Raw genomic sequence first — 20,361 nt, forward strand, 5'->3', positions numbered from 1 at the left:
GACAACGCCTATCCCACGATAGTATATTTGCACGCAGTTTATAGTTTGTCACCCTGAGCTCAGTCGAAGGGCATAACTTATAACTCATAACTTATAACTCTATTTAGATGAAATTATCTCACTTTCAATTCAATTTACCCACCGAATTACTAGCTGAATTTCCTGTAGAAAACCGTGACGAATCAAGATTGATGGTCGTTAACCGAAAAACCAAAACTATTGAACACAAATTATTCAAAGACATTATCAACTATTTTGACGATGGCGATGTAATGATTTTGAACAATACCAAAGTTTTTCCGGCGCGTATGTACGGAAACAAAGAAAAAACCGGTGCTCGTATCGAAGTTTTCTTATTAAGAGAACTTAATGCAGAACAACGTCTTTGGGATGTATTAGTAGATCCGGCTCGTAAAATCAGAATTGGAAATAAATTGTATTTCGGAGAAGACGATTCATTAGTGGCAGAAGTTATAGACAACACTACGTCTCGTGGGAGAACTTTGCGTTTCCTTTACGATGGGTCATATACCGAATTCAGAAGAAAATTAACCGAACTGGGTGAAACCCCAATTCCAAAATACATCAACCGCGAAGTAACCGAAGAAGATGCCGAGCGTTACCAAACGATTTATGCCAAAGAAGAAGGCGCAGTTGCTGCACCAACAGCCGGTTTGCACTTCTCAAAACACTTGTTGAAACGATTAGAAATCAAAGGTATCAACTTCGCTGAAGTTACGCTACACGTTGGTTTAGGTACATTCAATCCGGTTGAGGTAGAAGATTTGTCTAAACACAAAATGGACTCCGAAGAGCTAATCATTTCTCAAGAAGCTTGCGACATTGTCAACAATGCCAAAGTAAAAAAGAAAAAAGTATGCTGCATCGGAACCACTTCAATGAGAGCAATCGAAAGTTCGGTTTCTTCCGCCAGAACCATGAATCCTTATACGGGTTGGACCAATAAATTCATTTTTCCGCCGTATGATTTCAGTATCGCCGATTGCATGGTAACCAATTTCCATACGCCAAAATCAACCTTATTGATGATGGTTTCCGCTTTCTGTGGTCACGATTTAATGAAAAAAGCTTACGAAGAAGCCATCAAAGAAAAATACCGTTTCTACTCCTACGGAGACGCGATGTTAATCATCTAAAAAGACAATCCTAACAGCAATGTTGGGATTTTTTTTTGGAAGCTGTTTCCTGCTTTCCGTTGTAATCTTTTTAAATTTCCCTCCGGAAAATCTAAAAAGGATTTCCACTCCAATCAGGGCTAGGGTCAACTGCACATTAAAACTTTCCCCTTTTCCCTTTTTTCTTTCCCCTTTTTTTTACTTTTACGCCAAACTAAACAACACTATGACTTTTCAAAATACCCGCGAATTTGCACAACAACTCGATTCGCAAGACGAATTAAAACAATACCGAGACGAATTTATTTTCCCGCAACACAACGGTAAAAACGTGGTTTACTTCACCGGAAATTCCTTAGGGTTACAACCCAAACGCACCAAAAAATATGTAGAAGACGTAATGAACGATTGGGGCAATTTAGCCGTGGAAGGCCACTTCTATGCCGAAAAACCATGGTGGGATTACCACGAGAGATTCGCCAATCCGTTGAGCGGAATAGTTGGTGCAAAACCATCCGAAATCACAGTAATGAATACTTTAACGGTGAATTTACACTTGTTAATGGTGTCGTTTTACAATCCCACAACCACTCGATACAAAATCATTTGCGAAGAAAAAGCTTTTCCGTCCGACCAATACATGTTCCAAAGTCAAGTGAATTTTCACGGCTATAAAACCGAAGACTCCATAGTCGAAATCAAACGCAGAGAAGGCGAACACAACATTCGGTTAGAAGACATTTTAGCCAAAATAAACGAAGTAGGTGATGAGTTGGCTTTAGTATTAATTGGAGGCGTAAATTATTATACAGGACAAGTTTTCGATATGAAAACCATCACCGAAGCCGGACACAAAGTAGGTGCCAAAGTAGGATTCGATTTGGCACACGCCGCAGGAAATATCGAATTAAAATTGCACGAATGGAACGTAGATTTCGCCGCTTGGTGCAGCTACAAATACATGAATTCCGGACCGGGAAATGCATCAGGTTGTTTTGTCCACGAAAAACACCACCACGTCAATTTACCTCGTTTTGCCGGTTGGTGGGGACATAATAAAGAACGTCGTTTCAAAATGGAACCACAGTTTGAACCCGTTCATGGTGCCGACGGTTGGCAAGTAAGTAACTTACCAATATTGTCACTGGCTCCTTATTTAGCATCGGTAGAAATGTTCGCCGAAGTAGGTATGGAAAAACTAATCAAGAAACGAAACCAACTAACGGCTTACTTAGAATTTATCCTTCATGAAATTGATAAGGACATTGACGGCACTGAATTTGAAATCATTACGCCTTCCTATCAAGAAGAAAGAGCTTGCCAACTTTCAGTTTTTCTTCACGGTCAAGGCAGAAGTTTATTCGACTATTTAATGAAAAACGGTGTCATTACCGACTGGCGTGAGCCCAACGTAATCCGCCTGGCACCGGCGCCATTCTATTGTTCTTATGAAGATATGTATGAGTTCGGACAAATCTTAAAACGTGGAATTTTAACCAAATAATATTGGTTTTATAAAAAACAATTCGTTGATTTGCAATATATTATTAATTCAAACCACAACCCAAAAAATTAGAATGAGAACAAAATTACACTTAGCAATCGTTGCTTTTTTTGCCTTTTTAACAGCAAGCAATGCCCAAGTTTCTGAGAAAGAAGCGGAAGCAAGATTATGGATAAAAGCCAACGAAAAAGAATTACAAATCAATCCTGAAGATTCTTTTTCACTTCGTTTTGTTAGAAAAACACAAGCCGGAGAAACACTTCGTTTCCAACAACTGAAAAATGGTGTGCCGGTATTTGATTCAGAAATATTAGTGCATTTTTCTCCTTACGGTGAAATTACAAGTACAGCTTCAACGTACAAGCCAACCATAGCGAACATCAACACAACGCCTTCTATCAGCAAAGAAAATGCTATTGCAATTTCTAATCAGGCATTAGAAGTTACGGGAGATATTACTTTTCAAGAAAGTAAATTAGTTTTTTATGATAAACTTGGCGGAACCAAATTGGTTTACAGAGTAGTAACCGATTCGTTTTCTAAAACCGGAAGTTGGGAAACAATAGTAGATGCCCTAACAGGTGAAGTTTTAAGTACCAAAGACATTGCATACTATTACAACAAACACAAACACGGTAAAGAAGAAAGTAATCCTCCGGTAGCCATGGCGCCTTTTGCTTTAGTTTCAGGAACCGGAATGGTTTTTAATCCGGATCCACTTTCTCAAGCCGGTGTTGCTTATGGTGCTGCAGGGTATACGGATGGTAACGATGCTGCAACAACCCAAATGAACAATGCGAGAACTTCAGTTATTTTACCTGAAATTGATTTAACAGCCGGCGTTTATAAACTCAAAAGTTCTTATGCCGAAATTAAAGAGTTAGGTTCTCCGGCTAAAGGTTTGTTTACTCAAGCTACTTCAGCTTTCAATTTTACCAGATCTGAAGACGGTTTTGAGGCCGTAACCGCCTTTTATCATATCGACAAGAGTATGCGTTACATTAATGAAACTTTAGGAATTCCTTGTGTGCCTTACCAAGGAGCCAATGGTGGTTTGGTGTTCTTCGATGCTCATGGAGCGAATAGCGCAGATAACTCCTTTTATTCCAATGGTCAATTGCAGTTTGGAGAAGGTGGTGTTGATGATGCCGAAGATGCTGATGTAATTTTACACGAATTAGGTCATGGATTACACGATTGGATTACCGGTGGTGGTCTATCGCAAGTAAACGGATTAAGCGAAGGTTCAGGGGATTATTGGGCAGTTTCTTACAGCAGAAGCTTAAACCAATGGACATCAGATACACCTCAATACAATTGGGTTTTCGGATGGGATGGACACAATCCTTTTTGGAACGGAAGAACAACCGATTATGGCGCCTCTTATAGCGGTGGATTAGTGGGTCAAATTCATACCGATGGTCAAATTTGGGGTACGGTTCTAATGAAAATTTGGGATGGCATCGGAAGAGAAAAAACAGATAAAGCGTTTCTAAACGGATTGGATTTAACCACAAGTAATACCAACCAACAAAATGCTGCTATCGCAGTAAGAACGGCTGCTATGGATATGAACTATCCTTGTGCCGATGTAGCTTTAATGACTGAAAAATTCTCGGAAGCAGGTTATACAATGCCGGCCATTTCTTTAAGAATGAATCCTATCCCTAATCAAACCGTTCAAGCCGGTGTTTCAAACACTTATACTTTGCCAAGTTATGCCGAATTAGCCAACCCAATTACTGATAATTGTGATGCAGGTTTGACACAATCTCCAGTTGTTGGTACAGTTTTAGCACCCGGAACTTATAGTATAACAATGGTAGCTACTAGTGGTTCAACAGTAAGCAGAACATTTACATTGACCGTATTACCATTCTTAGATATAAATGAAAACGTGAGAAACAACTTTATCATGTATCCAAATCCTGCTTCAAACCAAATTACGGTAAAAGGAGAATTTGACGCCAACGAAAGTGTAACAATCTATAATGTTTTAGGTCAAGCGGTAATGAATAAAGCCATTACTTCAAATGAAGAAAATATTGATGTTTCCAATTTGGCTTCAGGAGTTTACAACGTAACTTTTAATACCGCTAAAGTAACTCGTAAGTTTATCAAAGAATAAACTTTTAACTCAAAATACTATAAACCACAATGAGTTATCATTGTGGTTTTTTTATTTAAAAAAATGACTCAGCAACTCAGGAGCACTAAAACTTAATCTTGCAAAAACCTCAGAACCTTAGTACCTTTGCACTATAGAACCTTAAAGCAAAATGACTAAACAACAAATTATTGCCAATTTTGATCCAAGCCAACCCGGTTTAGCCGATGCGACGGTTTTTGGATTGCCTTTTTCTGCAGAACAATCAGAAATCATTATAATTCCCGTGCCATGGGAAGTAACGGTAAGTTATGGTGCCGGTGCCTCAGAAGGTTCGGAAGCCATAGTTGAGGCTTCGTTCCAAGTCGATTTAAATCACCAAGATTTTCCGGAGTTGTGGAAACTCGGAATCTATTTAGAAGAAGCGCCAACCCATTGGAAACAAAATTCGGATAAATACAAAGCATTGGCACAGCCCATAATAGAATTATTGGAAAGTGGTGAAGCGGTAGAAAATTATCCTGCCCTACAATCGGATTTAGATAAAATCAATAAAGTGTGTCGCGACTTGCATACCGAAGTAAAAGAAAAAGTTTTGTTTTGGATGCAACAAGGTAAAAAAGTGGCGCTTATTGGGGGCGATCATTCTACACCATTAGGTTATTATGAAGCGTTGGCCAGTATTCATGACAATTTCGGAATCTTGCATTTAGATGCGCACATGGATTTGAGAATTGCTTACGAAGGTTTTACTTATTCGCATGCTTCAATTATGTATAACGCCTTGCAAATTCCTCAAATTACTAAATTGGTACAAGTCGGAATCCGCGATTTCTGCGAACAAGAAGTAGGCGTGGTTAAAAAAGAAAACGGAAGAGTGTTAATCAATACGGATGCCGATTTAAAAGCAGAAACTTTTGAAGGCAAAACATGGGCACAACAATGCGATGCGATTATGGCCACCTTACCCCAAAAAGTATGCATCAGTTTTGATATAGATGGCATGTATCCATGGTATTGTCCAAATACCGGCACTCCGGTACCTGGTGGATTTTCGTTTGAACAAGCTACTTATTTGTTTAATAAATTAGCCGAAAGCGGTAAAGAAATCATTGGTTTCGATTTAGTAGAAGTAGCGCCGGGAGAAACCGGCGATTGGGATGGGAACGTAGGCGCAAGAATGTTATTTCATATGTGTGGCGTTTTGGCCAAAAATAACGGACTAAATGTTGGTCAGAAAATCAATTTTCAGAGAAGGTAATTTATCTTAAAACTACTATAAGAAACCCTTTCACACAACTGAAAGGGTTTTGTTTTTACTGATTTCTGATGACTCTCTTTCTTCTAATGAGAACATAAACCAAACCTGCGATGGATCCCAAGCACAAGAAACCTATGGTCCACATTAACTTTTCAGAGCTATTGATGGTTTTTGAATTGTAGACTTCATAAAGTGCTGTAATGACAAATACAGCCAAACTAAGCAACCCAATTATCAACAACATCGAAGCTCCCGGCCAATGCATTATTTTAAACAATGCTCCAATGATAGTTGCAATAAAAGACAAGATAAAACTGGTTGTTACAATTTTGTCGAGATTGATTTCCATAAATAGTTTTTGTTGGTTTTTAGTTTAGCTAATATATTAAAATGATTACAATATTTTCAGACTAAAACCGAGACTTTTCATTTTTCTTCCCGTAAATAGTGCGCTCCAATTCCTTATATTTGTTATTCAATCACTATCTCCATGAAACTCATAAAAAAAATACTGCTGGTATTGTCATTTTTAATTGTGCTAGTTGTTATTGTTGGCGTAAGTTATTTGCAATACAGCAAACCGGAATATGAGGGCGAATTAACCCTTGGTACTATCAATAAAGAAACTACAGTTTACTTTGATGATTATGGTGTGCCGCACATTTATGCCGACAACCAAAAAGATGCTATGACCACTTTGGGTTATGTTCATGCCCAAGACCGACTTTGGCAAATGGAACTTATGCGACGCATCGCTCCGGGAAGACTTTCGGAGATTTTTGGTGGTGCCGCTTTAAAAACCGATAGGTTCTTTTCCGGAATTGGTATCGATGAAAATTCAGCCAAAGCAGTCGCGCAATTAGACAAAAACTCTCCAATGTATATTTTGACACAAGCCTATCTCGACGGAATCAATCAATATATCGCCGACGGAATAACACCGGTTGAAATTCGTTTATTAGGAATAGAGCAAGAGAAATTCACATTAAAAGACGTCTATAATATTTTCGGATTCATGTCTTTTAGCTTTGCTATGGCGCAAAAAACCGATCCATTACTGACTGATATACGCGACCGATTTGGCGCAGACTATTTAAAAGATTTTGGAATCAATGGTGAGTTGGGCACCCAACAATTGGAATCTTTTCAAGGAAAATATAAAGAGTATAGCAAAATCTCTAAGTCAGTTGCCAATTTGCTCGAAACTTCTCCCGTTCCAGCTTTTATAGGTAGTAACAGTTGGGTAATAGGCGGCGAAAAAACCAAAAACGGCAAGGTGATTTTGGCCAATGATCCGCACATCATGTATTCCCAACCCGGAACTTGGTACGAAGCACACATCGTTTGTCCCAATTATGAAATTTATGGGTATTATATCGCCGGTACGCCGTTTCCACTCTTGGGACACAATCGAGATTATGCTTATGGCTTGACCATGTTTGAAAACGATGATGTCGATTTCTTTCAAGAGGAAGAAAATCCGAATAATCCAAAGCAATACAAAACACCGGAAGGGTACAAAAATTATACGTACCAACAAAAAAACATCAAAGTCAAAGACAGTGTCGATGTCAAACTTAATGTAAAAACCAGTAAACACGGACCAATTATAACTGGATTGCTTGACGAATTAAAAACGGATAAATCTGTCGCGATGTATTGGATTTATACCCAACAAAAAAATCAGATTCTCGAGGCAGTATATGAGTTGTCCCATGCTAAAAATTTGGAGAGTTTTCATAAAAGTATCGAATTGATTCACGCACCGGGATTGAATATTATGTATGGCGATGCCAAAGGCAATATTGCATGGATTACTTCCGGGAAATTGTATAAAGTTGATCAAAGTGTGAATACCAATTTCATCCTCAATGGCGCTAATGGTATCGATGATAAAAAAGCGTTTCTTGCTTTCGCTAAAAATCCTCAGGCAATTAATCCGCCTTGGCATTATGTGTACAGTTCGAATAACCAACCAACACCAATCGACGGCTATTTGTATCCGGGTTATTATCTGCCCAAAGACAGAGCAATCAGAATCGATGGTTTGTTAAGTCCGAAAAACGATTGGACTAAAGAAGACGTTTCCAAAATGATAGTCGATAATACATCGGCAACAGCTCAAACTATTGTGGCTACTATGACCAAACATTTAAATCCGGCCGAACTTTCAAAAACAGAAAAGGAGGCGCTAACTGTTTTACAAACTTGGAAAGCGACACATAATTTAGAAGACATCGCACCCACCATTTACAACAAATGGATTTACTTTTATTTGAAAAACACTTTAGAAGATGAATTCGGTGAAGAGAATTTCAACTTGTTATTGAGTACACACATCGTCAAACAAATGATTGAAGCGCAAACCCAAAACGCCAATTCGCCTTGGTGGGACAACATCAATACAAAGGAGAAAAAAGAAACCCAATTAGAAATCCTTACTAAATCATTTAAAGAAGCAATTGCCGCTTTAGAAAACCAATGGGGAAGTGGAGTGCTACAATGGAAATGGGGAAAAGTGCACCAAGTAACCTTCCAACATCCAATCGGTAAAGTAAAAATGTTCAGTAAGTTTTTTAATGTTGGTCCATTCGAGATAGCAGGTTCAAATGAAGTTATTGATAACCAATTGTTTATTTACTCCAACGATGCGATAATTCCGGTAAAAGGAGGTCCGTCAACACGTCGTATCATTGATTTTTCAGATGTTGAGAACAGTTGGAGTGTTTTGCCAACAGGACAATCCGGAAACCCAATGAGTAAGCATTACAGCGATCAATCGGAAATGTTTGTAAAAGGCAAATTCCGAAAGATGAAGTTGAATAAAAAAGAAATAGAAGCATCTTCGACTAAATTGGTTTTCAAACCGGTTAAGCAAAGTGTAAAATAATCCTAATTCCATTCGCCTATTCGGGTCAAAAAAGTAAATTTGCAAAACCGTTTATAAAAATTTCATGCAAAATCCTCAAAAAATTGCTGTTGTTGGTTCGGGCTTAGTCGGAACCTTATTGGCAATTTACCTCAAAAGACAAGGACATACTGTTCATGTTTACGATCGTAGTCCCGATATCAGAACGGTAGAATTCTCAGGACGTTCCATTAATTTGGTCATGTCAACTCGCGGTTGGAAAGCCATGGAAGATGTTGGATTAGATGACGAAATCCGCAAGATTGGAATACCGGTAGACAAACGAGCAATTCATTTGAAAGACGGCAAGCTCAACTATCAATATTACGGCAAAGACGGCGAAGCTATTTTTTCGTTGTCTCGAGGGGTTTTAAACCGCAGAATGATTGATTTGGCAGAAGCCGAAGGTGTTGAATTTTTCTTTGAACATAAAATTTGGGATGTTACTCTAGCAGACGCAACATTGCACATTGGGGAAACCGAAAGAGGCGAGTGGACTGAGTTAAAATACGACAAAGTCTTTGGAGCGGATGGTGCATTTTCGAGAATCCGCCACCGCATGCAACGCCAAAGCATGTTTGATTATTCTCAGGAGTTTATGAAAATTGGCTATAAAGAATTGCATATTCCTGCCAATGCCGACGGAACCCATAAAGTAGATAAAAACTCTTTGCACATTTGGCCAAGAGGTAATTTTATGCTAATGGCTTTAGCCAATTTAGACGGAAGTTTTACGTGTACATTATTCATGCCGTTCGAAGGCGAAAATTCTTTTGAGCAGTTGAAAGACAAAGAGTCTCTAGTGAATTTCTTCGCCGAATATTTTCCGGATACCGCAGCAGTAATTCCTGATTTAGTGGAAGATTTCTTCAAGAATCCTACGAGTTATTTGGTGATTATGAAATGTTATCCATGGACTTTTGAAGACAAAGTGGCTTTAATTGGCGATGCGTCACATGCAATAGTTCCTTTCTACGGGCAAGGGATGAATGCCGGTTTTGAAGACATAACGGTTTTAAGCGAAATGATGGCAAAATATGGCGATGATTGGAAAGCCATTTTTTCTGAATACCAAAAATCTCGCAAACCCAATGCGGATGCCATTGCAGAATTATCTTTGCGGAACTTCATCGAAATGAGTACCAAAACGGCCGATGAAAACTTCCTATTGCAAAAGAAAATTGAAAAATGGTTCTCCGACAAACACCCCGATAAATGGTTGCCTTTGTACAGTCGAGTGACTTTTAGCTTGCACCCTTATTCAGAAGCACTGGCTTTAGGCGATTTCCAAAATAAAATCATGGAGGAAGTTATGAAAATGCCTAACATAGAAGAAAAATGGAACAGTGAAGCCGTTGAGAATAAAATCATTGATTTACTGAAATAAGATTTCAATATCAATGTGAATAGCAATTTCAATATTCAATAATTGCCATTGATATTGTTATTGCCATTTTTTTACTCTTCCCGATGCACTTTTGTAAAATCAAAAGCCGGTTGGCAAATCGCAATGTATTCACAAGGGTCATCAAACGGATTCGAATATTGTACTCGCGAATTCTTCTCAATTTTGATCGATTGTCCGGCTTCCAAAATCACGGTTTCGCCTTCAATGATAAACTGCTTTTTTCCTGAAATGATATAAGTGTATTCATCAAACTCCGGCGTTTGAAACGGTTCAGCCCATTTTGGTGGCGCAATCATGTGGGCAATTGATATTTCAGCATTATTAGTCGTGGCATTGCCATGATGTTCTTCGATGAGTTTGCCGTCAGTCGTTGGGACGATAAAAGGCGCTTTTTGTATAAAGTATTTTTTCATAATTAATCCCAAGTGTATTTCCAACTTCCGTCTTTTTGTTTCTTCCAAACGGTGTGAAAGACACCTTTGAATTCTCTTTCCTTTCCTTGAAAGTCTTTGATAGACCATACGTATTTTCCGTAGGTATAAGCCATGGAACCGTCATTGGATACTTCTACAACATCAACAATCCAATTGACTTTAGCCGACTTATACTTTTGATCACTGTAATAGAGCTTAATGTTTTCTTTGCCTTTGATTAGTGTATCATTTTCACGTTTGATAACCGCATTTTGGTCGGCGAATTCGTAAAATGCTACCGGAATTCCTTTAGTTTGAGCTAAGTTTTTAAAAGCTTCTTCTGCTTTCTGTACTTCTTTTTTTATGGGTTCCAAATCTAATTGGGTTTGTTTTTGGTTACAACTCAATAACAACATCGTTGTAAAAACTAAAATTATTTTCTTCATGATTATTACTTTTTAAATATAAAATAAACCGCTAAAATTAGAAATATAAACCCAACCGCGTGATTCCATCGAAAGGTTTCATTTTTGAAAAACAACATCGAAAAAATCACAAAAACGACTAAAGTGATGACTTCTTGTATGACCTTCAATTGCATTAGTGAAAATGGGCCGCCATTACCTGTATAACCTATTTTATTTGCAGGTACTTGAAAGAAATATTCAAATAGGGCCAACCCCCAACTAATTAAAATAATAGTAATTAACCCGGCGTTTTCAAACCATTTCAGTTCCTTAAATTTCAAATGACCATACCAAGCTAACGTCATAAAAACGTTGGATAACACCAATAATCCAATGGTCAAAAATGATTTCATTATTTTCTAAAAAGCTTGGTTAGTATGCCAAAAACACCCCGTATAAAAGTCGCACTCGTTACCACTTTTGTAACCGATTTGCCTATGACTTCGGCCGTACTTGGTTCATTGTTTTTTTTCTTTTCTTCTTGTTGACTTTCCTGATTTTCTTCAGCTTGTTGATTGGCAGCCTCGATTTTTTTGTTCAGCATTTCATAAGCGCTTTCGCGGTCAATCTCTTCTGAATATTTTCTAACTAGTTTAGATTTGGCATTGATTTGTTCGATTTCACTTTCGGTTAAAACATCCATACGACTCATTGGCGCTCGCATCATTGTGGCGGCTAACGGGGTTGGAATTCCTTTTTCGTTTAAAGCTGTTACAAAAGCTTCTCCGATTCCGAGTGAAGTTAATACTTCATCGGTTTTGTAATAATCTGACAGCGGATAATTTTCGGCTGTTTGTTTGATGGCTTGTCTGTCATTGGCGGTAAAAGCTCTCAAGGCGTGTTGGATTTTCAATCCCAATTGGGCCAAAACACTCGCCGGAACATCCATAGGGTTTTGGGTTACAAAATAAACGCCGATGCCTTTAGATCGTATGAGTTTAATGATGGTTTCAATTTGGTTCAACAACGCATCACTGGCTTCGTCAAAAATCAAATGCGCTTCGTCAATAAAAATCACTAATTCCGGTTGGTCTGCATCGCCTTTCTCAGGCATTTGTTGGTAGATTTCCGCCAATAAGCTCAACATAAAGGTCGAGAATAATTTGGGTTTATCTTGAATATCGGTTAAGCGAATAATATTGACATATCCTTTGCCATTCTCATCAATTCTCATTAAATCGTCAATCTCAAATGACAATTCTCCAAAGAAAATATCGCCACCTTGTTGTTCCAATTCGATAATTTTACGAAGAATAATTCCTGTGGTTGAAGTTGATATTTTTCCGTAATTTTCTTCGATTTCGTCTTTGCCTTCTTCGGTAATGAAGTTGATTACTTTTTTCATATCTTTCAAATCCAACAAAGGCATTTTGTGATCATCACAATATTTAAAAATAACCGCTACTACACCAGTTTGGGTATCATTTAAGTCCAATATTCTTGAAAACAAAACCGGTCCGAATTCAGAAACTGTTGCGCGCAATCGAACCCCGTCTTGTTGGGACAATGACATTAATTCAACCGGAAAACTTTCTGTTTTATATGGGATATTTATTTTGGCATGTCGTTCGGTAATGAATGGTTTTTCTTCACCTTCTTTGGCTATTCCGGAGAAATCTCCTTTAATGTCCATCATCAATACCGGAATCCCGAAAGAAGACAATTGTTCGGAAAGCACTTGAATGGTTTTGGTTTTTCCTGTTCCTGTGGCGCCGGCTATGAGACCGTGACGATTTAGTGTTTTTAATGGGACTTTTACAAAAGTATCGGCGACCGCTTCTCCGTTTAAAATGGCGCCGCCAAGAATGATGCTTTCGCCTTTTGAATTATAACCGTCGTTGATATGTTTTGAAAAATCGGAAACTGTTGCCATTTGCTTTTTTGTTTTTTTAGGTAAGTATAAAGATAGGGCAAAATACTATAATTTTTAAAATTTATGAAATGTTAATTGTTTTCTTTTGGGAGAAAAAAGGACGTAATTTTAAATTAACGAAATTGTTTTCGTTAAAAATACAATTTCAAGACTTTTTACGTTATACATGTAGATACTTGATTAAAACCTTGAAAATTAGACTTATTTTTATATATTATTTAATGATTGTTTTAAATGACGTTAACTCCTTCAAAAGTGAGTTTAAATTGATATGTTATTAAAACTAAAAAAAGTTTTTTTATTTCAAGTAAAAAATTAAATTTGCTCCTAATCAAGTTTATTAACAACTAAAACTTATAATTTATTAAAACTTTTAAAATTTAAAAAAATGGCAAACGTTAAAAAAGAATCTGGTTCAAATGGTTTAGGGATGATGTCGGGAATCATCATTGTAGCATGTATTTTTGTTGGATGGTTAATCTGGCAGTTTATAATGGGTAATGGTGCTAACTTTGAAGGTGGTGTGAATACAGGTCATCCACTTCCTGGAAATTATTTAGCAATGGTATACAAAGGTGGACCAATTGTACCGGTTTTGATGGGATTATTGTTGATGGTGGTTGTGTTTTCAATCGAGCGTTTCGCTGTTATTTCTAAAGCGGGTGGAAAAGCAAACTTAGACACTTTCATGAGAAATGTACAAAGCAGTATTAAAGGAGGAAACATTGATGATGCTATCAACGCTTGTGACAAACAACAAGGGTCTGTGGCTAATGCAATTAAGTCAGCTTTAATAAAATACCAAGAGGTTAAAAAAGAAGGATTCACTAGTGAAGAAGCTGCTGAAACTATCCACAAAGAAATTGAAGAAGCTACTTCATTGGAAATGCCAATGTTAGAGAAAAATATGACTATCTTGTCAACTCTTGTAGCTTTAGGAACTCTTGCAGGATTATTAGGTACAGTAACAGGGATGATTAAAGCATTTGGTGCGTTGGCTTCTACTGGAACTCCTGACCAAGCAGCCTTAGCAAATGGTATTTCTGAAGCTTTGATCAACACGGCAACGGGTATCTCTACTTCGGCATTAGCGATTGTAACTTACAACTTCTTTACTTCTAAAATTGATACTTTAACTTACTCAATCGACGAGGCAGGTTCAACTATTGTGAACACTTACAGAAAATTCAGAGGAAGTTTAAAATCATAATTCAGTAGTTAGAAATTCTAATTATTGTAATAAAATAAGTAAATAATGGCTAAAGTAAAAATGTCTAAAAAAGCAACTTCCATCGACATGACGGCGATGTGTGATGTGGCTTTCCTTTTGCTTACCTTTTTTATCTTAACAGCGACGGCCAAAATGCCTGAGCCGTTACCGGTAGATACACCTTCTTCTACAGTTCAGACTAAATTGCCGGAAACGGGTTTGGTTACGATAACAGTTGGAAAAAGTGATGGTAAGGAACAAGTGTTTTACGGTATGAAAGACAGAGCTATCCGCGAGGGTGCTTTGGATTATATGGCTCAGAAATATAAAATTGACTTTACCGATGAGGAAAAAGCAAACTTCAAGTTAATTGATGAGTTTGGTGTTCCTGTTGAAGGATTAAAGCAATTGCTGGCTATGAAAGGTGCTGATCGAGTAAAAAAAGGAGTGCAGTCAGGTATTCCTTGTGATTCTATCAACAATCAATTACAGGATTGGATACAAGGCGCGAGATTGGCAAATATCAATGAAGGTGCTACTAAAGAACTTCAGTTTGCAATCAAAGGCGATGCTAAAGAAGAGTATCCTCAAATCAAAAGAGTGATGGATATTTTACAAGACCAAAAAATCAATAGCTTTAATTTAGTTACTGGTTTAAGAGGAAAAGATTATTAATTTTAATAATAATATAAAATGGCTGAATTAAATACCGGCGACGGCGGTGGCAAAAAAGGCAGTAAAAAGGTAAGAAGTAAAAAGTCCAATGCAAAAGTGGACCTTACTGCCATGGTAGATTTGGCGTTCTTATTGATTACGTTCTTTATGTTGACAACGTCTTTATCAAAACCACAATCTATGGATTTAGGTTTACCGGATAAGAATAAAGAAGATGAACCTAAAGATGATATTAAAGTTGACCAAAAAAGAACCATGACCATCATCATGGGGAAAGACAACCAAATCAAATGGTTTCACGGGTTGTTAGAGTCACCTGAACCGGGTGGAGCTCCGACAAACGCAGTTTATGGTAGAAATGGTTTGCGAAAAGAAATTCTTAAAAGAGTCGTATCTGTAGAAGAATATTGTAAAACCAGACCAAATAACAAAAAAGGAGACGGATTGATTGTGATTATCAAACCGAGTAAGAAATCAACTTATAGAAATTTAGTTGATGTATTGGATGAAATGGCAATTTGTAAAGTGCCAACTTATGCAATAGTGAATGACATCACTCCTGAAGAGCAAAAACTAGTAGACGAAATGAACAAGTAATGTCTTGTACTAATCTTTAAAAAGTGAAAATATGAAATTAGACTTATTAAAAAGACAGTGGATAGACATCGTTTTTGAAGGACGTAATAAAGCCTATGGCGCTTATGAATTGCGTAAAGAAAATTCAAAAACTACTTTGCGTTCACTAGCCATTGGAGCAGTTATATTTGGTTTAGCGGTGAGTGCACCACTTATCATAAGCTTAATACCTGAAGGTACTGATGATACTTCATTAGATCAAAAAATTGTGACTATTAAGTTGCCTCCAAAAGAGAAAACCCCGGAAAATCTTCCGCCACCACCACCTCCACCTCCAAAAGTGGATCAAGTGAAGTTTGTGAAACCTGTTGTTGCTAAAACAGAAGAAATTGTTGAAGAACCACCAAAGGTTGAAGAAATCAAGGATAAGAAATTAGGGGATAAAACTATTGAAGGGGATGAGAATGCACCGTTAACAGTTGAACCAGTTGGAAACGGACCAAGTGTAGTTGAAGAAGATAACACTATCTACAACACCGCCGGTATCGAGGTAAAACCTGATTTTCCAGGTGGTTTAGAGAAATTTTACAAATTTATAGGTAAAAATTTCCAAGTGCCTGAAGAAGAAGGATTGAAAGGAAAGATTTTTGTAACTTTTGTGGTTGAAAAGGATGGTTCATTAACAGATATCAAAGTAATCCGAGATATTGGTTACGGAACCGGAAAAGAAGCTAAAAGAGTTTTACAGTCTTGTCCTAGATGGAACCCTGGTGAGCAAAATGGGAAAAAGGTAAGGGTGCTATACTCACTACCGATTTCTATCCAATCAGCAGAATAAATGGTTTCCAAAATCATAAAAAATTTCCAGAAGAAATCGCTTAAAGAGCGATTTCTTCTCGTTATTAGCTTATTGAATTTTATTGCATTTAGTGTCTTGGGATTACTTTTGTTGTTTTGGGACAAATTAAAATTGAATTTGACCAACAATCTTCAAATAATTGTAGGTTGCCTCATAATATTATTTGGTTTATTACGTTTTATAACTCAAGTAAAGCGCTTGAATAATTTAGATGATGAATAAAATAACTAAAACCATTACCGGCTTTCTATTGTTGACCTTATTGTTTGTTTTTTCATGTCAAAAAAACAACGAGAATAAATTGGACAGTATAACTAAAGGGAAAGCGACTATTTATGTCGACGAGTCTATTTTGCCAATTATTGAGGATGAACAAGCGGTTTTTGAAACCCAATACGAGGCAAAATTGCATTTGGTTCCCCAATCAGAAAACGAAGTTTTGAATGCAATGCTCAATGATACAGCAAAAATTGCTGTGCTTACCAGAACATTTACCGCTCGAGAACTTCAAGTTTTTGAAGGTAAAAAAATTACGCCCAGAATTACTCCTTTTGCTACCGATGCCGTCGCTTTTATTAAAAGTGAAAAGGCTAAAGATAGTCTTGTTGCCCTTGAGGATGTAATTAATTTTATTCAGGGGAAATCGGTGTCAAACATCAAAGGATTGGTCTTTGATAATCCCAACTCAAGTACGGTCAGATATATTTCAGAATTAGCCGGTTTGAAAATCGATAAACAAAAAAATATTTTTTCATTTAAAACTAATGAGGAAGTGATAAAATATGTTGCCGATAACGAAGGAATGGTCGGAGTTATAGGAATGAACTGGATTTTTCAACCACCATTAGCATTACAAGAAATGGTAGACAAAGTCACTGTTTTAGGAGTCAAAGAAAAGGGTTCAAATGAATATGTCTTTCCAACACAAGACAATTTGGCTCAAGGCAAATACCCTTTGGCACGTCATTTGTATATCATCGACTGTCAAGGTTATTCCGGATTGGGTATGGGATTTGCTTCCTTCCTTGGCGGAGAAAGAGGACAACGGATTATTTTAAAATCAGGCTTGGTTCCAGATCGAGTCCCTTCCAGAAAAATCAAGATTAGAAACAATATTACTAAAGATAAAAATTAAAAATTGCAAGATGAACAAGTTTAAAATATTCAGCTTAGCGTTAGTAGCAACAACCGTTGCGAAAGCACAGGATTTAGAGCCAGCGAAGAAAGCTATTGATGCTGAACAATTTGAGAAAGCAAAATCGTTGTTGAAATCCGTTATACAAACCAAACCTTCTAATGGGAAAGCTGCTTTTCTTTTAGGAAACATTTACCTAAAACAAAATATTGCCGACTCGGCCGCTATCTACTTTCAAAAAGGATTAAGTGCCAGTGATGGTGCTAAATTCAACAATATTGGATTGGGTCAAATGGACTTAGATGCTAATGATAAAACCGCAGCGCAAGCTAAGTTTGCTTTGGTTACCAAAGATTTGAAAAAGAAAGATACCGAAGAGTATGTTTATATCGCACGTGCTTACATGAACGCAGATAAACCTGATTATACTAGTGCGATTGCTGTTTTGACTAAAGCTGCTGCTGCCAATCCAACGGATGCTCAAGTACAATTAGCTTTAGGTGACGCATACTACGGTGATAAAAAGCAAAACGAAGCCTATGTAGCTTATAGAAATGCCTACCAAGCTGATGGTTCTTTAATCAGAGCTAAAATGCAGTTAGGTGTGCTATTAAAAGGTGCTAAAGCCTACACCGAAGCAGTAAAAGCTTATAATGAAGTTATCGGAATCAATTCAAATTATGGTCCGGTTTACAGAGAGTTAGCTGAAACCCATTATTTATGGGGAAACAATGTGCCGTCATCTTACACGGAAAATATTCAAAAAGCTTTAGGTTTTTATGAAAAATACATGAGTTTAACGGATTATTCTATCACTTCCCGTATGCGTCATGCCGACTTCTTGATCTTAGCGAAAGATTACAAAGCTTTGGAAGTTGAAGCCAACAAGATGAAAGAATTAGATGGTGTAAATCCTAGAATTTTGAGATATTTAGGTTATTCCGCATACGAAAATGGTAATCCGGATGCAGCTTTGGATGCTTTACAAAAATTCATTTCTAATCCATCGAGTAAAATAATTCCACGTGACTATTTGTACATTGGGCAAGCTAAAATAAAGAAAGGTACTTCCGCAGATGGAAAAACAGTTGATCCTACTTTATTGGCCTCAGCTGTAGTAGACATTAAAAAAGCAGTAGAAATGGAGCCTTTAGCGGCTAATGAGTTAAACGAATTGGGTAAAAAATTATACGATCAAAAAGCTTTCACAGCCGCCGCGGCAGTTTTTGAAGTAGCAGTAACCAATCCAACTTCTAAAAACTATTTGTTAGATAACTTCTATTTGGGTAACTCATTATACTATGACAACACCAGAAAAGATGTAGTGAAACCGGATCCGATTGCTTTACAAAAAGCAGATGTGGCTTTTGGAAATGTAATTACGGCATCACCAACAACTCAAGATGCATACATCTTCAGAGCAAGAACCAATACCTTGTTAGAGAACGACGAAATGATGGCTACTTATTACCAACAATACATTGATGTAGTAACCGCCAAAGGTGAAGCCGAAGTGACTAAAAATAAAACAAAATTCATAGAGTCTTACAATAACATAGCAGCTCATTATGCTAATTCAGATAAAGCAAAAGCCATTGAGTTTTTTAATAAAACATTAGCGCTTGATCCAGCCAATAACTACGCTCTTGAATCATTGAAATTATTGAAATAATAACAATACTATTATAATTTATAAAACCGTTCTGAAATTCAGAGCGGTTTTTTTATTAAAAGCCATTTTCAAATTTTCAATTTTCAAATTCATTATCTTTGCCCACTATATAATAAAATAATGTTATCAAAAGAAACACAATTGGCCGTTGAAAAAGGGGAAATGCTGCCGCTAATGGAAGAATTCTATACCATTCAAGGCGAAGGGTATCATACCGGAACAGCAGCTTATTTTATCCGAATAGGAGGATGCGATGTAGGTTGTCATTGGTGCGATGTAAAAGAAAGCTGGAATGCCGAGTTGCATCCGCCAACCCATACCGATACAATCGTTGACAATGCTTCTAAATATGCCGACACGGTTGTGGTGACCGGCGGAGAACCTTTAACATGGGACATGACGTTATTGACTCAGAAGTTAAAAGATAAAAATCTTAAAGTACATATTGAGACTTCAGGTGCTTATCCGGTTTCGGGAATTTGGGATTGGTTTTGTTTGTCACCTAAAAAAAATAAATTACCGGTAGCCGACGCTTATGCCATTGCCAGTGAGTTGAAAGTGATTGTGTACAACAAGCATGATTTCACATTTGCGGAAGAGCAGGCCGCTAAAGTTAATCCGAATGCGATTTTGTTTCTGCAACCTGAATGGAGCAAAAAAGAAGAAATGACACCGCTAATTGTTGATTACGTAATGAACAATCCTAAATGGAGAGTTTCATTGCAAACCCATAAATACTTAAATATACCTTAAATCTGCAGATGAAGTTAGCTAAATTATTATGGTTTGTTCTTTTGCCAATGTTGGGTTTCTCCCAAATCGGTGGTGAAGATGAAGTGTATCTTGGTGGAGACAGAATTGAAGCCAAATTCAATGGCGGAGGAATAGAAGAATTTACCAAATTTATCAATAAAGAATTTGATTATTCAAAAGTAACCCAAGCCGGTAAGATGGTTGGTTCTTTTACAGTAGATGTTGACGGAAGTATAAAAAACATTAAGATTATCGAATTTTTTGATATAGAATCAGCCACTGAATTCATCAGAGTATTGAAAAAATGTCCCAAATGGGAACCTGCTAAACGAGGCGGAAAACCAATAAGCATAGAGATAAAATATCCAATAGTATTTAGAAAAAAATAGTATTTTTATAAACTA

Annotated in this window: 19 protein-coding genes; 14 read left to right on the forward strand and 5 right to left on the reverse strand. The window is 37.1% G+C overall.

Features of this window, described 5'->3' with window-relative positions:
• Positions 1 to 107: 107 nt before the first annotated feature.
• The 4 genes from queA (at position 108) to ICG50_RS03855 (ending at position 6,008) form a co-directional block, all read left to right on the forward strand.
• Positions 108 to 1,157, forward strand: a complete 1,050-nt coding sequence (gene queA / locus ICG50_RS03840) for a tRNA preQ1(34) S-adenosylmethionine ribosyltransferase-isomerase QueA (RefSeq protein ID WP_187659576.1) — start codon at positions 108 to 110, stop codon at positions 1,155 to 1,157.
• Between the two features lie 205 nt (positions 1,158 to 1,362).
• A complete protein-coding gene (gene kynU, locus ICG50_RS03845) occupies positions 1,363 to 2,640 on the forward strand; it encodes a kynureninase (RefSeq protein ID WP_187659577.1) in 1,278 nt (425 codons plus the stop codon).
• A 73-nt stretch (positions 2,641 to 2,713) separates the two neighbouring features.
• Complete coding sequence (locus ICG50_RS03850; RefSeq protein WP_187659578.1) at positions 2,714 to 4,768, forward strand: T9SS type A sorting domain-containing protein; 2,055 nt, start codon at positions 2,714 to 2,716, stop codon at positions 4,766 to 4,768.
• A gap of 151 nt (positions 4,769 to 4,919) precedes the next feature.
• On the forward strand, positions 4,920 to 6,008 hold the full coding sequence (locus tag ICG50_RS03855; protein ID WP_187659579.1) for an agmatinase family protein: 1,089 nt from the start codon (positions 4,920 to 4,922) through the stop codon (positions 6,006 to 6,008).
• A 55-nt stretch (positions 6,009 to 6,063) separates the two neighbouring features.
• Here the strand turns inward: ICG50_RS03855 and ICG50_RS03860 are convergent, their stop codons facing one another.
• Positions 6,064 to 6,357, reverse strand: a complete 294-nt coding sequence (locus tag ICG50_RS03860) for a GldL-related protein (protein WP_187659580.1) — start codon at positions 6,355 to 6,357, stop codon at positions 6,064 to 6,066.
• A gap of 141 nt (positions 6,358 to 6,498) precedes the next feature.
• On the opposite strand from ICG50_RS03860, the gene ICG50_RS03865 reads away from it, so the two are divergent.
• Both ICG50_RS03865 and ICG50_RS03870 read left to right on the forward strand, forming a co-directional pair.
• On the forward strand, positions 6,499 to 8,898 hold the full coding sequence (locus tag ICG50_RS03865; protein WP_187659581.1) for a penicillin acylase family protein: 2,400 nt from the start codon (positions 6,499 to 6,501) through the stop codon (positions 8,896 to 8,898).
• Between the two features lie 64 nt (positions 8,899 to 8,962).
• A complete protein-coding gene (locus tag ICG50_RS03870) occupies positions 8,963 to 10,303 on the forward strand; it encodes an FAD-dependent oxidoreductase (protein ID WP_187659582.1) in 1,341 nt (446 codons plus the stop codon).
• Positions 10,304 to 10,374: 71 nt separating this feature from the next.
• Here ICG50_RS03870 and ICG50_RS03875 read toward each other — a convergent pair whose 3' ends face one another.
• Genes ICG50_RS03875 through ICG50_RS03890 form a run of 4 tightly spaced genes read right to left on the reverse strand, consistent with a single transcriptional unit; the run spans position 10,375 to position 13,077 of the window.
• Entirely contained in the window at positions 10,375 to 10,737 is a 363-nt protein-coding gene (locus tag ICG50_RS03875) for a cupin domain-containing protein (RefSeq protein ID WP_187659583.1), read from the reverse strand.
• A gap of 2 nt (positions 10,738 to 10,739) precedes the next feature.
• Entirely contained in the window at positions 10,740 to 11,183 is a 444-nt protein-coding gene (locus ICG50_RS03880) for a YybH family protein (protein ID WP_187659584.1), read from the reverse strand.
• Positions 11,184 to 11,188: 5 nt separating this feature from the next.
• Positions 11,189 to 11,557: a DMT family protein gene (locus ICG50_RS03885; RefSeq protein WP_187659585.1), complete on the reverse strand. Its 369-nt coding sequence runs from the start codon at positions 11,555 to 11,557 to the stop codon at positions 11,189 to 11,191.
• Positions 11,557 to 13,077: a helicase HerA-like domain-containing protein gene (locus tag ICG50_RS03890; RefSeq protein ID WP_187659586.1), complete on the reverse strand. Its 1,521-nt coding sequence runs from the start codon at positions 13,075 to 13,077 to the stop codon at positions 11,557 to 11,559. The genes ICG50_RS03885 and ICG50_RS03890 overlap by 1 nt, the downstream gene beginning before the upstream one ends.
• A gap of 388 nt (positions 13,078 to 13,465) precedes the next feature.
• On the opposite strand from ICG50_RS03890, the gene ICG50_RS03895 reads away from it, so the two are divergent.
• The 8 genes from ICG50_RS03895 to ICG50_RS03930 all read left to right on the forward strand — a co-directional run bounded on the left by ICG50_RS03895 (position 13,466) and on the right by ICG50_RS03930 (position 20,346).
• Positions 13,466 to 14,287, forward strand: coding sequence for a MotA/TolQ/ExbB proton channel family protein (locus ICG50_RS03895; protein ID WP_187659587.1), 822 nt, complete (start codon positions 13,466 to 13,468; stop codon positions 14,285 to 14,287).
• Positions 14,288 to 14,332: 45 nt separating this feature from the next.
• Positions 14,333 to 14,962 (forward strand): ExbD/TolR family protein, encoded by a 630-nt coding sequence (locus tag ICG50_RS03900; RefSeq protein ID WP_187659588.1) that lies wholly within the window; start codon positions 14,333 to 14,335, stop codon positions 14,960 to 14,962.
• An 18-nt stretch (positions 14,963 to 14,980) separates the two neighbouring features.
• Positions 14,981 to 15,559, forward strand: coding sequence for an ExbD/TolR family protein (locus ICG50_RS03905; RefSeq protein ID WP_187659589.1), 579 nt, complete (start codon positions 14,981 to 14,983; stop codon positions 15,557 to 15,559).
• A gap of 31 nt (positions 15,560 to 15,590) precedes the next feature.
• On the forward strand, positions 15,591 to 16,376 hold the full coding sequence (locus tag ICG50_RS03910) for an energy transducer TonB (RefSeq protein ID WP_187659590.1): 786 nt from the start codon (positions 15,591 to 15,593) through the stop codon (positions 16,374 to 16,376).
• 232 nt (positions 16,377 to 16,608) lie between these two features.
• Complete coding sequence (locus tag ICG50_RS03915; RefSeq protein ID WP_341431799.1) at positions 16,609 to 17,532, forward strand: PstS family phosphate ABC transporter substrate-binding protein; 924 nt, start codon at positions 16,609 to 16,611, stop codon at positions 17,530 to 17,532.
• 10 nt (positions 17,533 to 17,542) lie between these two features.
• Positions 17,543 to 19,204 carry a tetratricopeptide repeat protein gene (locus ICG50_RS03920; RefSeq protein WP_187659591.1) on the forward strand — a complete coding sequence of 554 codons (1,662 nt, stop codon included), beginning with the start codon at positions 17,543 to 17,545 and terminating at the stop codon, positions 19,202 to 19,204.
• A 120-nt stretch (positions 19,205 to 19,324) separates the two neighbouring features.
• Positions 19,325 to 19,957: a 7-carboxy-7-deazaguanine synthase QueE gene (locus tag ICG50_RS03925; RefSeq protein WP_187659592.1), complete on the forward strand. Its 633-nt coding sequence runs from the start codon at positions 19,325 to 19,327 to the stop codon at positions 19,955 to 19,957.
• Between the two features lie 8 nt (positions 19,958 to 19,965).
• Complete coding sequence (locus ICG50_RS03930) at positions 19,966 to 20,346, forward strand: energy transducer TonB (protein ID WP_187659593.1); 381 nt, start codon at positions 19,966 to 19,968, stop codon at positions 20,344 to 20,346.
• Positions 20,347 to 20,361 lie beyond the last annotated feature (15 nt).

The organism is Flavobacterium buctense (assembly GCF_014486695.1).
In the GTDB taxonomy this organism is placed as follows: Bacteria; Bacteroidota; Bacteroidia; order Flavobacteriales; family Flavobacteriaceae; genus Flavobacterium; species Flavobacterium buctense.

Bases quoted from the DNA above. Each gene is read 5' to 3' on its own strand.
- ICG50_RS03850 (WP_187659578.1), top strand. From the start codon at position 2,714: ATGAGAACAAAATTACACTTAGCAATCGTTGCTTTTTTTGCCTTTTTA.
- ICG50_RS03895 (WP_187659587.1), top strand. From the start codon at position 13,466: ATGGCAAACGTTAAAAAAGAATCTGGTTCAAATGGTTTAGGGATGATG.
- ICG50_RS03880 (WP_187659584.1), bottom strand. From the start codon at position 11,183: ATGAAGAAAATAATTTTAGTTTTTACAACGATGTTGTTATTGAGTTGT.
- ICG50_RS03925 (WP_187659592.1), top strand. From the start codon at position 19,325: ATGTTATCAAAAGAAACACAATTGGCCGTTGAAAAAGGGGAAATGCTG.
- ICG50_RS03865 (WP_187659581.1), top strand. From the start codon at position 6,499: ATGAAACTCATAAAAAAAATACTGCTGGTATTGTCATTTTTAATTGTG.
- ICG50_RS03870 (WP_187659582.1), top strand. From the start codon at position 8,963: ATGCAAAATCCTCAAAAAATTGCTGTTGTTGGTTCGGGCTTAGTCGGA.
- ICG50_RS03915 (WP_341431799.1), top strand. From the start codon at position 16,609: ATGATGAATAAAATAACTAAAACCATTACCGGCTTTCTATTGTTGACC.
- ICG50_RS03860 (WP_187659580.1), bottom strand. From the start codon at position 6,357: ATGGAAATCAATCTCGACAAAATTGTAACAACCAGTTTTATCTTGTCT.
- ICG50_RS03885 (WP_187659585.1), bottom strand. From the start codon at position 11,557: ATGAAATCATTTTTGACCATTGGATTATTGGTGTTATCCAACGTTTTT.
- ICG50_RS03920 (WP_187659591.1), top strand. From the start codon at position 17,543: ATGAACAAGTTTAAAATATTCAGCTTAGCGTTAGTAGCAACAACCGTT.
- ICG50_RS03905 (WP_187659589.1), top strand. From the start codon at position 14,981: ATGGCTGAATTAAATACCGGCGACGGCGGTGGCAAAAAAGGCAGTAAA.
- queA (WP_187659576.1), top strand. From the start codon at position 108: ATGAAATTATCTCACTTTCAATTCAATTTACCCACCGAATTACTAGCT.
- ICG50_RS03900 (WP_187659588.1), top strand. From the start codon at position 14,333: ATGGCTAAAGTAAAAATGTCTAAAAAAGCAACTTCCATCGACATGACG.
- ICG50_RS03875 (WP_187659583.1), bottom strand. From the start codon at position 10,737: ATGAAAAAATACTTTATACAAAAAGCGCCTTTTATCGTCCCAACGACT.
- ICG50_RS03930 (WP_187659593.1), top strand. From the start codon at position 19,966: ATGAAGTTAGCTAAATTATTATGGTTTGTTCTTTTGCCAATGTTGGGT.
- kynU (WP_187659577.1), top strand. From the start codon at position 1,363: ATGACTTTTCAAAATACCCGCGAATTTGCACAACAACTCGATTCGCAA.
- ICG50_RS03890 (WP_187659586.1), bottom strand. From the start codon at position 13,077: ATGGCAACAGTTTCCGATTTTTCAAAACATATCAACGACGGTTATAAT.
- ICG50_RS03855 (WP_187659579.1), top strand. From the start codon at position 4,920: ATGACTAAACAACAAATTATTGCCAATTTTGATCCAAGCCAACCCGGT.
- ICG50_RS03910 (WP_187659590.1), top strand. From the start codon at position 15,591: ATGAAATTAGACTTATTAAAAAGACAGTGGATAGACATCGTTTTTGAA.